Source organism: Yoonia sp. R78084 (assembly GCF_044595625.1).
Classification (GTDB): Bacteria; Pseudomonadota; Alphaproteobacteria; order Rhodobacterales; family Rhodobacteraceae; genus Yoonia.
In genome coordinates this window covers 2538503-2550611 of record NZ_CP138993.1, presented here as the reverse complement: position 1 = coordinate 2550611, position 12109 = coordinate 2538503, and the positions used below count along the sequence as shown (strand labels likewise).

The 12109-nt window shown below is 58.0% G+C and carries 15 protein-coding genes; 12 read left to right on the top strand and 3 right to left on the bottom strand.

Features of this window, described 5'->3' with window-relative positions:
- Positions 1–5: 5 nt before the first annotated feature.
- Entirely contained in the window at positions 6–956 is a 951-nt protein-coding gene (gene ispH, locus SJY29_RS12805) for a 4-hydroxy-3-methylbut-2-enyl diphosphate reductase (RefSeq protein WP_400083568.1), read from the bottom strand.
- A 110-nt stretch (positions 957–1066) separates the two neighbouring features.
- Positions 1067–1642, bottom strand: a complete 576-nt coding sequence (locus SJY29_RS12800) for an NYN domain-containing protein (RefSeq protein WP_400083566.1) — start codon at positions 1640–1642, stop codon at positions 1067–1069.
- A gap of 183 nt (positions 1643–1825) precedes the next feature.
- Between SJY29_RS12800 and folK the strand changes: the two genes are divergently transcribed.
- From folK to recO, 12 genes are all read left to right on the top strand, one after another.
- Positions 1826–2344 (top strand): 2-amino-4-hydroxy-6-hydroxymethyldihydropteridine diphosphokinase, encoded by a 519-nt coding sequence (folK, locus tag SJY29_RS12795; protein ID WP_400083564.1) that lies wholly within the window; start codon positions 1826–1828, stop codon positions 2342–2344.
- Between the two features lie 100 nt (positions 2345–2444).
- Positions 2445–2798, top strand: a complete 354-nt coding sequence (rpoZ, locus tag SJY29_RS12790) for a DNA-directed RNA polymerase subunit omega (RefSeq protein WP_110278165.1) — start codon at positions 2445–2447, stop codon at positions 2796–2798.
- A gap of 40 nt (positions 2799–2838) precedes the next feature.
- Positions 2839–4989, top strand: coding sequence for a bifunctional (p)ppGpp synthetase/guanosine-3',5'-bis(diphosphate) 3'-pyrophosphohydrolase (locus tag SJY29_RS12785; RefSeq protein ID WP_110278166.1), 2151 nt, complete (start codon positions 2839–2841; stop codon positions 4987–4989).
- A 6-nt stretch (positions 4990–4995) separates the two neighbouring features.
- Positions 4996–5637, top strand: a complete 642-nt coding sequence (locus tag SJY29_RS12780; RefSeq protein ID WP_110278167.1) for a DUF2062 domain-containing protein — start codon at positions 4996–4998, stop codon at positions 5635–5637.
- A 26-nt stretch (positions 5638–5663) separates the two neighbouring features.
- Positions 5664–6407 carry a pyridoxine 5'-phosphate synthase gene (locus SJY29_RS12775; protein WP_400083561.1) on the top strand — a complete coding sequence of 248 codons (744 nt, stop codon included), beginning with the start codon at positions 5664–5666 and terminating at the stop codon, positions 6405–6407.
- A 17-nt stretch (positions 6408–6424) separates the two neighbouring features.
- Entirely contained in the window at positions 6425–6886 is a 462-nt protein-coding gene (locus tag SJY29_RS12770; protein ID WP_400083559.1) for a deaminase, read from the top strand.
- Positions 6883–7284: a holo-ACP synthase gene (gene acpS / locus SJY29_RS12765; RefSeq protein ID WP_110278169.1), complete on the top strand. Its 402-nt coding sequence runs from the start codon at positions 6883–6885 to the stop codon at positions 7282–7284. Before SJY29_RS12770 ends, acpS begins: the two co-directional genes overlap by 4 nt.
- A 53-nt stretch (positions 7285–7337) precedes the next feature.
- Positions 7338–8174, top strand: coding sequence for a signal peptidase I (lepB, locus tag SJY29_RS12760; protein ID WP_400083557.1), 837 nt, complete (start codon positions 7338–7340; stop codon positions 8172–8174).
- Positions 8171–8851 (top strand): ribonuclease III, encoded by a 681-nt coding sequence (gene rnc / locus SJY29_RS12755; RefSeq protein ID WP_400083555.1) that lies wholly within the window; start codon positions 8171–8173, stop codon positions 8849–8851. Before lepB ends, rnc begins: the two co-directional genes overlap by 4 nt.
- Positions 8848–9765 (top strand): GTPase Era, encoded by a 918-nt coding sequence (gene era, locus SJY29_RS12750; protein ID WP_400083553.1) that lies wholly within the window; start codon positions 8848–8850, stop codon positions 9763–9765. Before rnc ends, era begins: the two co-directional genes overlap by 4 nt.
- Complete coding sequence (locus tag SJY29_RS12745) at positions 9762–10088, top strand: DUF1491 family protein (protein WP_400083551.1); 327 nt, start codon at positions 9762–9764, stop codon at positions 10086–10088. Before era ends, SJY29_RS12745 begins: the two co-directional genes overlap by 4 nt.
- Positions 10089–10353: 265 nt before the next feature.
- The gene (gene recO / locus SJY29_RS12740; protein WP_400083549.1) at positions 10354–11079 is read left to right on the top strand and encodes a DNA repair protein RecO; all 726 of its coding nucleotides are present in this window, start codon (positions 10354–10356) and stop codon (positions 11077–11079) included.
- Here recO and SJY29_RS12735 read toward each other — a convergent pair.
- Positions 11076–12104, bottom strand: coding sequence for an SDR family oxidoreductase (locus SJY29_RS12735; RefSeq protein ID WP_400083547.1), 1029 nt, complete (start codon positions 12102–12104; stop codon positions 11076–11078). The genes recO and SJY29_RS12735 overlap by 4 nt on opposite strands.
- Positions 12105–12109: the final 5 nt, after the last annotated feature.

The following is a 12109-nucleotide window of genomic DNA, read 5'->3' as shown; positions in this document are numbered from 1 at the left end:
TGTATCTAAGCAGGTTCACGCAGCACGCGCGGCACTTTGAATTCAACGTTCTCTTCGGCGGTCACGACCATTTCGACGGTGGTGTCATAGCGGTCCTTGAAGGCGTCGATCACTTCGGTGATGAGCACCTCGGGGGCCGATGCCCCCGCCGTGATCCCCATTGACGTGATCCCTTCAAGCGCCCGCCAGTCAATATCGGTGGCCCGCTGCACCAGTTGCGCATAGTTGCATCCCGCCCGCGCACCCACTTCGACCAATCGTCTGGAGTTTGAGGAATTCGGCGCGCCGACGACCAGCATCGCATCGCATTTTGGCGCCATCGCTTTGACCGCTTCCTGCCGGTTGGTGGTGGCGTAGCAGATATCTTCCTTGTGCGGTCCGACGATGCCGGGGAAACGGGCGTGAAGGGCCGCGACGATATCTGCGGTGTCATCCACAGAAAGGGTGGTTTGTGTGACAAAGGCCAGACGTGAAGGATCGCGCACCTCAACGGTGGCGACGTCTGCAACGGTCTCGACCAAAAGCACTTCGCCCTCGGGCAGTTGTCCCATTGTGCCGACTGTTTCAGGGTGACCCTTATGGCCGATCATGATCATTTGCAGGCCGTTATCCGCATGGCGCTGGGCCTCGATATGCACTTTGCTGACAAGCGGGCAGGTCGCGTCCACATAGACCATCTCGCGCTGGGCGGCGGCGGCAGGGACTGCTTTGGGCACGCCATGGGCGGAAAAGATCACAGGGCGGTCATCAGGACATTCGTCCAGCTCTTCAACAAAGACCGCGCCCTTGTCGCGCAGCGCATCAACCACGAACTTGTTATGCACAATCTCGTGGCGCACATAGACGGGCGCGCCCCATTTTTCCAACGCCATCTCGACAATCTTGATGGCGCGATCAACGCCAGCACAGAAACCGCGCGGGGCAGCGAGATAGAGCTTTAGGGGTGGTTTGGTCATCTTGATCTCCGGTTTCATCACCAGAGGTAAGGGTTTGACGCGGGCAGGTCCAGTATCAGATGCTGCGACGCATTGAGGCGCGGGGTGGACGCGCCTCAATGCGGCGGCATCTAGTCCGCGTCAGTTTCATCGTCGTCCTGCGTTTCACCACGTGGTTCACGTGTTGGACGGCCAACGACATCGCGCAATTCGTCGAGTTCGATGAAGTTGTCGGCCTGACGGCGCAACTCGTCCGCGATCATAGGTGGTTGGCTCCGGATTGTTGAAACAACCGACACACGCACGCCTTTGCGCTGCAGCGCCTCGACCAATGGCCGAAAGTCACCGTCGCCCGAAAACAACACGACGTGATCGACATGGGGTGCAAGCTCCATGGCATCGACAGTGAGTTCGATATCCATGTTCCCCTTCACTTTCCGGCGGCCCATACTGTCAGTATATTCCTTGGCCGGTTTCGTCACCATAGTGAAGCCGTTGTAATTCAGCCAATCCACGAGTGGGCGGATCGGTGAATACTCATCATTCTCCAACAAGGCTGTGTAGTAAAATGCCCGAAGCATTTTCCCGCGGCGCATGAATTCCTGCCGCAGAAGTTTGTAGTCGATGTCAAAACCGAGCGATTTCGCTGCGGCATACAAGTTTGAACCATCGATGAAGAGCGCCAATCGCTCGTCCCGATAAAACATAAGTAGTCCTTCCAAATGCGAACCTTGCGCTATTGTATTTCCGTGAGTGTTGTTAGGTTAACGCAAGTATTTCATCTAAGTAATATATTAAGCAGGTGAGACAACCGCGAAATGATCAGCTCTGAAACCCAAATTGCGCTTATTTGCCTTGGTAGCAACGAAGAATCGGCATGGGGCGATGCTATGGCGACTGTACAAAAAGCTATGCTCAAAGTGGGTATCCTGTCAGAAATACCTGCGAAATCCAGCGGTTTGTATGCGACACCCGCCTTTCCTGCCGGTGCCGGACCGGACTTTGTGAACGCTGCCATGACCATCTTCACGACGCTGTCGCCCCCGGCCTTGCTTGAGCGTTTGCACCAGATCGAGGCCGCAGCAGGGCGCCAACGCGTCAAGCGGTGGGGGCAACGCACACTTGATCTTGATTTGATTGCTGTCGGGGGTTCGATTCTGCCCGACGCGCAAACCTATGCCTATTGGCGTGATTTGTCGTTGCAGGATCAGCTTGTCGAAACGCCGTCACAGCTAATCCTGCCGCATCCGCGCATGCAGGACCGTGCTTTTGTGCTGGTTCCCTTGTGCGATGTGGCGCCGGATTGGCGGCATCCTGTGCTGGGGCGTTCAGTCGCGCAAATCTGTGCAGACCTGCCTTTGGCCGCCCGCGCCGAGGTCACGCCTTTGATTGCCCCGAACGCGCCATAGAAAACAACGCGCAAACGCCGCGCAGGCCCTTGTCAATCTAAGCGGAAGGTTCTAAGTAGGCGGCTTCCAAAGTCCTTATTACTCGACTGGAGTACGTCCCATGGCCCGCGTCACCGTAGAAGATTGCGTCGATAAAGTTCCAAACCGTTTTGAGCTTGTGATGCTTGCGGCACATCGTGCGCGCGAAATCTCTGCCGGAGCGCCGATCACAGTGAACCGTGATAACGACAAAAACCCTGTCGTGTCCTTGCGTGAGATTGCCGACGAAACCCAGCAGGCGGCTGATCTGCGCGAGCGCATGATCGAGGCCAACCAGTCGCAGATTGAAGTCGACGAGCCGGAAGAAGACAGCATGTCTCTCTTGATGGGCGCTGAGACCGATAAACCTGCTGATGACGATATGTCAGAAGAGAAATTGCTGCGCGCATTGATGGATGCGCAAGGACAGCGTTAAGGTCGCCTCGCCGGCCTGACATAGATAGGCGCGCGACCGGATGACGACTGCAGATGATCTGATCGCGCTGGTCCGCACTTACAATCCAAATTCGAATCACGCCTTGCTGCGCGATGCCTTCGCTTTTGGTGAAGAGATGCACGAAGGGCAATTCCGCCATTCGGGTGAGCCGTATTTCACGCATCCTGTTGCTGTCGCGGGTATTCTGGCCGAACAGCAGATGGACGATGCCACCATCATCACAGCCTTGCTGCACGACACGATTGAAGACACCAAAGCTTCTTTCGCCGAAGTCGAAAAACGCTTTGGCCGCGAGATCGCAGAGCTTGTTGACGGTGTCACCAAGCTGACTAATCTCCAACTGACCTCGACCCAGACCAAACAGGCCGAGAATTTCCGTAAGCTCTTTATGGCGACGTCGCGCGATTTGCGGGTGACCTTGGTCAAACTGGCCGACCGGTTGCACAACATGCGAACGATCAAATCCATGCGCCCTGAAAAACAGGCCCAGAAGGCGCGTGAAACGATGGATATCTTCGCCCCGCTTGCGGGTCGCATGGGTATGCAATGGATGCGCGAAGAGCTCGAGGATCTGTCTTTCCGCGTCCTTAATCCCGAAGGCCGCAATTCGATCATCCGTCGCTTTATCACGCTGCAACGTGAAACCGGCGATGTGATTCAGAAGATCACTGCCGACATGCGTGTCGAAATGGAAAAGGCCAACATCGTGGCCGACGTGGCGGGCCGCGCGAAAAAGCCTTATTCAATCTGGCGCAAGATGCAGGAGAAAGAACAGGGGTTCAGCCGCCTGTCTGATATCTACGGTTTCCGCGTGATTGTGGCGACCGAGGCGGATTGTTACCGCGTTCTGGGCGTCATCCATCAGCGCTGGCGTGCTGTGCCGGGGCGGTTCAAGGACTATATCAGCCAGCCGAAATCCAACGGCTATCGTTCGATCCATACCACCGTGTCGGGCCGTGACGGCAAGCAGGTCGAGGTGCAGATCCGTACCCGCGAGATGCATGAAGTTGCCGAAACAGGCGTCGCTGCGCATTGGTCCTATAAGAACGGTGAACGGGTTGAAAACCGCTTTGCCGTTGATCCGGTGCGCTGGATATCGTCGCTGACGGAACGTCTGGACGAAGATCAGGACCACGACGAATTCCTCGAAGCCGTCAAGCTTGAGATGTATCAGGACCAGGTGTTCTGCTTTACGCCCAAGGGCGATGTGATCAAGCTGCCGCGCGGGGCGACGCCGATTGATTTTGCCTATGCGATCCACACGCGGATCGGCTCGGCCTGTGTGGGCGCCAAGGTGGATGGGTTGCGCGTGCCGCTTTGGACCCGTCTGAAGAATGGTCAGTCTGTCGAGGTCATTACCGCCGAAGGGCAAACGCCGCAGGCCACTTGGATTGATATCGCGGTCACGGGCCGCGCCAAGACTGCTATTCGCCGCTCGCTCCGCGAAGAAGACCGCGAACGGTTTGTTCGGCTGGGGCGCGAACTCGCGCGCGTGGCATTTGAAAATGTGGGCAAGAAAAGCACCGAAAAGGCGCTCAAGACGGCAGCCAAGGCGCTGGCCATTGATGGCGTCGACGAATTGCTGGCCCGCTTGGGCAGTGCCGAAATCACCGGACGCAAGGTGGTCACCGCGATCTATCCAGAGCTTGAGAATGCGCAGGGCGAAGAGATTGATCAGGGGCGGGCCGTGGTCGGCCTTGCGCCGGATCAGATCCAGCAGCGTGGTGCGTGCTGTCAACCTGTGCCGGGCGAACGGATTGTGGGCATCACCTTTCGTGGTCACGGGGTGGTCGTGCATGCGATTGATTGCGCGGCACTGGTGGATTACGAAGATCAGCCGGAGCGCTGGATCGACCTGCATTGGCAAGAGGGCACACATGGCGCGGTTAACACCGTGACATTCGATGCGACGATCGCGAACGACTCGGGTGTACTGGGGCGTATTTGCACATTGATTGGCGAGCAGAACGCCAATATCTCTGACCTCAAGTTCATTGACCGCAAGCCAGACTATTTTAGATTGTTGATTGATGTTGATTTGCGTGACGCCGAGCATCTGCACCGCGTGCAAACAGCGCTTGAGGCGGAAAGTAATGTGTCGTCAATCAAACGCCACAAAGATCCGGGACTAGCGATCTTGGGAGCGGGTACGCCGCGCAGGGAAGGATGACGAGTATTGGTCTTCAAACGTAGGGATAGACGGGCGATCTGGCAGATCGTGCTGGATTTCTTCTATCCTCGTGGTGGTTGGACCCGTGCCTTCGAGTACGTCAAACATCGCGTCCGCCGTTTGCCCGATACACCGCAGAAAATCAGCCGTGGTATCTGGGCCGGCGTGTTCGTTTGCTTTACGCCGCTTTTTGGTCTGCACTTTGTCTTTGCCGCGATCATCGCGCGTTTGATGCGTGGCAATATCCTTGCCGCCCTGATGGCGACGTTCTTTGGCAACCCGCTGACCTTTCCGCCCATCGGCTTTCTGTCGATCAGTCTGGGCTCATGGCTTTTGGGGCTGCCACCCGGCCGCAATGACCATCTTGGTCAAAAGTTCGCTGATGCAAGCTATGACCTCTGGAACAACGTCGTTGCGATTTTTACGCCGGACCCGATCAACTGGCGCGGTTTGCAGGTCTTTTATGACGATGTTTTCTTTCCCTATCTGGTGGGCGGCATCCTTCCGGGGCTGATTACCGCGACGATCGCCTATTACCTGGCTGTTCCGGTGATCAGCGCCTATCAGACCCGCCGCAAAAAAGCGCTGCTGGCAAAGCTTGACCAGTTGAAGAAAAAGACATCACCTGAACAAGGATCCGGCCAATAGCCTGACCAACGGAAGGACGAAAAACGATGACAAATGCTTTGCGCCTTGGTGTGAATATTGACCATGTTGCCACTGTCCGCAACGCGCGCGGCGGTGCCATGCCCGATCCTGTGCGCGCAGCGATCATGGCTGAAGCGGCCGGCGCTGACGGGATCACTGCACACTTGCGCGAGGACCGCCGCCACATCACGGACACCGATATCGAAGGCTTGATGGCCGCGCTTAAAGGTCCGTTGAATTTCGAAATGGCCGCTACGGCAGAGATGCAGGCGATAGCCTTGCGTCATAAGCCCCATGCTGTCTGCATTGTGCCGGAAAAGCGCGAAGAGCGCACAACAGAAGGCGGACTGGAGGTCGCGCGCGAGGAAAACGCGCTGGCCCATTATATCGCCCCGCTACGTGACGCCGGATGCCGTGTGTCGATCTTTATCGCCGCCGACCAGCGCCAGATCGAAGCGGCGCATCGCATCGGCGCCGAAGTGATCGAACTGCATACCGGCGCTTATTGCGACGCCCATGCCGAAGGTCGATTTGATGCGCGCGATGACGAGCTGCGCAAGCTGACAGATATGGCCGCTTTCGCCCATGATCTGGGCCTTGAAGTTCACGCAGGCCACGGTCTGACCTATGACTGCGTCAGCCCAATCGCTGCACTGCCGCAGGTGATGGAGCTGAATATCGGGCATTTCATCATCGGTGAAGCGATTTTCCGCGGATTGGGCCCGGCAATTGCCGAGATGCGCCGCATCATGGATGAGGCGCGGGCGTGACAGCCGAGCAGATGAACATGACTGAGGTAGAACAGGACGCGATGCGTGCTGTGACGGATCATGCCTGCGCACTGCATGCGGCAGGCCGCGACATCGTTTTCACCGCCGCCGTCGTTCTGGACGATCAAGTTATCGCAACGGCCCGCAACGAAGTAGGCGACAGCGACGATCCCAGCCGTCATGCCGAGGTTGTGGCGATTGCGCAGGCGGCCAAGGCAGCCGGTGATCGCGATCTGTCGGGGGCAACGCTTCTTGCGTCCTGTCAGCCCTGCGAGATGTGTCTGGCAACGATGCGCTGGGCCGGGATCGGGCGGGTGATTTTTGCGGCCCAACAGGAAAACATTGCAGATACCTATTTCCGGTTTCCGAAGCTGAAGATTTCGGATTTCCATGCGGCTTGCGACAGGGCGTTCGATTTTCTTGGCGGTGTTCAGGAAGAGCGCGTCGCGCATATCTATGCGGCAAAGGGTGACGCATGATTTTGGGCATTGGCACTGATCTTGCGAATATCGAACGGATCCAAGGCACATTGGATCGCTTCGGTGACCGTTTCCGCGATCGCGTGTTCACTGACGTCGAGCAGCGCAAGGCCGAGCGCCGCAAAGATGTGGCGGGCACGTACGCCAAGCGCTGGGCCGCCAAGGAAGCTTGCTCGAAAGCTCTGGGTACGGGTTTGCGGATGGGTATTTCATGGAAGGATATGGCGGTGTCCAATCTGCGCACAGGCCAACCGGTCATGGCTGTCACTGGCTGGGCCAAAGAGCGGCTCGACCAGATGACCCCGGAAGGCCATGAGGCCATCATTCACGTGACACTGACCGACGATCACCCTTGGGCACAGGCCTTTGTGGTGATCGAGGCACGCCCCATCGCTTGACAGGGCAGTCCCACAGGCTCATGTAGCCACAAACCTATTGCAAGGATCAGAAAATGGCCGAGAAAACAGGATTTATCGCCTGGCTAATTGATACAGTGAAAACCGTTTTCTGGGCACTGGTGATTGCCGGCATTTTCCGCACACTCTTTTTTCAGCCGTTCTGGATTCCCTCGGGATCAATGAAAGATACGCTGCTGATCGGTGACTTCCTTTTCGTCAACAAGATGGCTTACGGTTATTCCTATGCGTCCTGTCCGTCGATCCGCATTCAGGGGTTGGGCATTGATATCGGTGCGGATGATTTTTGCGGGTTTATCGAGGATCGCGAAGATCGTATCTTCGGTTCAGACCCCGAACGCGGTGATATCGTGGTCTTTCGTCACCCTGTCGACGGCCGCGATTTCATCAAGCGTCTGATCGGTGTCCCCGGTGACCGCATTCAGATGGTCGACGGTGTGCTGCAGATCAATGATGTTCCGGTTCAGGTTGAACCCGCAGGTGTGTTTACCGAAACCATGGCACCACAAGGCCCGCTTGGTTTGCGCCCGCAGTGTGCGAACGGTCCGGTCGGCTCCGGCGCTTCTTGTGAAAAGAACCGCGCGATCGAGACGCTGCCGAATGGCGTCAGCCACGCGATCTTGGATATTGGACCGCGTCCGACGGACAACACGGGCGTCTTCACCGTACCGGAAGGGCAGTTCTTCTTCATGGGTGACAACCGCGACAATTCGACCGACAGCCGCGTGTCTCCAGCGGCAAACGGTGTTGGCTTTGTCGAGCGTAAGGATATCGTGGGACGTGCTGACCGTGTGATGTTCTCTTCTGCAGGGCGTTCGATGTTCGCATTCTGGACATGGCGTTCTGACCGTTTTCTCAAGGCCCTCGATTGAAGCTCTCAGCCGAACTTTCCGCCTTTTCCAGAAGGCTAGGGTACAGTTTTCAGACGCCCGAGTTGCTGATCCGGGCGGTCACCCATTCGTCCATCGTCAGCCCGCACCGGGATGACAACCAGCGGCTTGAGTTCTTGGGTGACCGTGTCTTGGGGCTCGTCATGGCTGAGGCACTGCTCGTGGCGGACCCTGCTGCGCCCGAAGGCCTGCTTGCTCCGCGTTATAACGCGTTGGTGCGCCGCGAGGCCTGTGCGGATGTGGCGCGCCAGATTGATCTGGGGGCGGTGCTGAAACTGGGGCGCTCCGAGATGAAATCGGGCGGTCGCCGGAAAGAGGCGCTGCTTGCCGATGCGATGGAAGCGGTCATTGCGGCGATATATCAGGACGGCGGTTTCGACGCCGCACGTGCTGCCATTCTTCGGTTATGGGGCGCGCGGATCACCAACGTCGCCGATGATGCGCGCGATGCCAAAACCGCCCTGCAGGAATGGGCGCAAGCCCGCGGTGAGGTGCCACCGCAGTATATCGAGGTGGGCCGCACTGGACCTGACCACCAGCCTGTGTTTACCATTGAGGTGCGCTTGGCATCTGGCGCATCCGAGCAGGCCACAGCCGGCTCAAAACGCCAGGCCGAACAAGCGGCGGCAAGCGCTCTTTTACAGAAAGTCGATCAATGACTGACGTCCCAACCAAAGCCGGATTTGTCGCCCTGATTGGCGAACCCAATGCCGGAAAGTCGACGCTTCTGAACCGCATGGTCGGCGCGAAAGTGTCGATTGTAACCCATAAGGTCCAAACCACCCGCGCCCGTATTCGCGGTGTGGCCATGGCGGAAAACGCGCAGTTGATCTTTATCGACACACCCGGCCTGTTCAAACCGCGCCGCCGCCTGGATCGGGCGATGGTGGCCGCTGCTTGGGGCGGGGCCGCCGATGCGGATGTTGTGGTGTTGATGATCGAGGCGCACCGTGGTGTCACCCCAGGTGTAAAGGCGATTTTGGAAACCCTGTCCGAGCGGTCAGGCAAATCGCCGGTGGCCCTTGCGATCAACAAGATCGACAAAGTGAAATCCGAAGTGCTGCTTGCGCTGACCAAAGAGATGAATGAGGCGTTTCCCTTCGCCGAAACATTCATGATTTCCGCCGAGCGGGGGCATGGCTGTGACGCGCTGCGCGACTGGCTGGTCACACAGGTGCCCGAGGGCCCGTATCTTTATCCCGAAGACCAGATTGCCGATCTGCCAATGCGCATGATCGCCGCCGAGATGACCCGCGAAAAACTGACCCTGCGTCTGCATCAGGAGCTGCCTTACGAGTTGACGGTTGAAACCGAAAACTGGGAAGAGCGCCCCGATGGATCGGCGCGCATTGACCAGCTGATCTATGTCGCGCGCGACGGTCATAAAGGCATTGTACTGGGCAAAGGCGGCGAGACCGTCAAGGCGATCAGCCAGGCCGCGCGCATGGAACTGGAAGAATTCCTTGGCCGCCGTGTGCATTTGTTTGTGAAGGTCAAGGTTCGCCCCAACTGGCTGGAAGATGCCGAACGGTATTCCGAGATGGGGCTTGATTTCAAAGACGGCAACGCTTGAAGCTGACTGCGGACATCTGGGTCTCGGCCTATCTGACGCGGCTGCGCTTGACTGAAATTCCCGCCTTTGTGGTTCAGCGCGGTGACAGCACCGCAGGTGCCGTGTTGGTCAAGTTGAACACGCTGGATGGCAAGGCGTGCTGTTATCAACGCAGCTTTGATCTGATGACAGGCGCGCGCAGATGGATGGTGCTGGTTGCGGGCGATGAGGTGGAAGTTGATGCTTCGATCGTCAAACAGCGTGGCTTTGATCCTGATCTGTGGGTAATCGAGGTTGAAGATCGCCAAGGACGTCACCTGCTGGATGAACCGGGGTTAGACTGACTTTTATGCCTCCGGCGGGAGTATTTTTGGCAAGATGATAAGACATCTTTAACCAAGTCATCCGAGACTGCTGTCATGGTACAGGCTGGAGAGCCGATGGCCACGCAAGGTGATGAGCTTTGGTTCGTCTCTGGGGCAAGGTGGTCGTTATCATCTTGCCCCAAATACTCCCCCGCCGGAGGCGTGCAGCCTGTGCAGGCAACGCGGCGCTTGCAACTGCGCCGATCCCGGTCTGTTATGCGCAAATGAAACGGACGTTTTCCCTATGATTGAATGGCGAGATGAAGCCGCACTTCTGTCGTCGCGCCCCTTTGGTGAGAACTCTGTAATCATCGAGGTGTTCAGCGCGGCACATGGCCGTCATGCAGGCGTTGTGCGTGGCGGGACCAGTCGCAAGCTGGCACCAGTCCTGCAACCGGGTGCGCAAGTGGCGGTGGCCTGGAAGGCGCGGCTGGATAGCCATCTTGGGAGCTTTACGGTTGAGCCGATCCGAAGCCGTGCAGCGGCGGCGATGGGTGACAGGCTCGCTTTGGCGGGGCTGAATGCGGTGTGTAGCCTCTTGACCATGGTCTTGCCGGAACGCGAGGCACACGGCCCGCTCTATGATCGCACGATCGGGCTGCTTGATCTTTTAGGGCAGTCCGAGGTTTGGCCACTGGCCTATCTGCGCTGGGAACAGGCGCTTTTGGAGGAAATGGGATTTGGGCTTGATCTCTCGGCCTGTGCCGTGCGCGGCGTGAATGAAGACCTCGTCTTTGTGTCTCCGAAATCAGGCCGCGCTGTCAGCCGCGAGGCAGCAGGTGAATGGGCCGACCGCATGTTGCCCTTGCCGCCTGTACTGGCGGGCAAGGGAGATGCGTCTAATAGCGAGATCGCCAAGGCACTGGGGACCACAGGTTATTTCATCGAACATCGTCTGATCAAAAGTCTGGGCGAGCGTCCGGTGCCGGTCGCACGCGCGCGGCTGGTTGATGCGATCATGCGGGCCTAGGCTGGTTTGTTGTCGATCAGATAGGCCGCTGTCTGAACGGCAGACTTATGCGCTTGCCGCATCCCGCGGCCCAAGGTGGCAATTGCGCGCGCGTTATCCAGCTTGTCCACACGCCCCAGACCCGGGGTGATTGATTTGATCGCTGGATCGAACATCGCCAGAAACCGCACGACGAAATCGGGTGCGACACGGGTTACGATCTTGCGGTCAGGGTAGGCTGTCTTGATCGCTTTTGCCAAATCCACGAATTTCATGAAGCGATCGACCGTCATGATCCGTTGGCCGTATGTTTGCGGCTTGTCGATTGCGACCACATGCATTTCGGCCACATCACGGACGTCGACGGTCGGGAAACCGAAATTCGGCAACATCGGGTCTTTGGCGCGGAATATCCGTTCGATCACTGAAACGGATGTGCCGAATTTATGGTCGAGTGGCGCGCCAATAACAAAGCCGGGGTTGATGGCTGTCAGGTGCAGGTCGGGCGCAATGTCGCGCACAAAATCCCACGCCGCTTGCTCGGCCAGTGTTTTTGATCGCGTATAGGCAGATGTGTCCGGATCGGTGGGGTCGGTCCAGTTGGTTTCGTCAAAGGATGTGTCCCCTGCGGGCAAAGCGGAGCCGCTGATCGCGGCTGTGGAGGACGTCAGGATCACACGCGAAATACCGGCGTTATGGGCCGCACGCAGTGCACGCAGCGCACCATCAACGGCAGGCCGGATCAGGTCGTCTTCGTTCTTGGGTTGGGTCATTGGGAAGGGTGAGGCGGTATGCATCAGCACGTCAACCCCGTCCATTGCGCGTTCCCAGCCGTCATCCGCTGTCAGGTCCAAGGCGATGAAGGACAGCCTGTCATCGAGCGTGGAAGGGTCGCTCAGGTGCGGGCGCAGGGCGTCAGTTACTTCCGCGCAACGTTCAAGGCTGCGGACGGTGCCGCGCACATGATACCCCGCCTCAAGGAGCTGGAGCGCAATATGCTTGGCGATATAACCGGATGCGCCGGTCAGCAGGACGGTTTTGGGCACTTGGC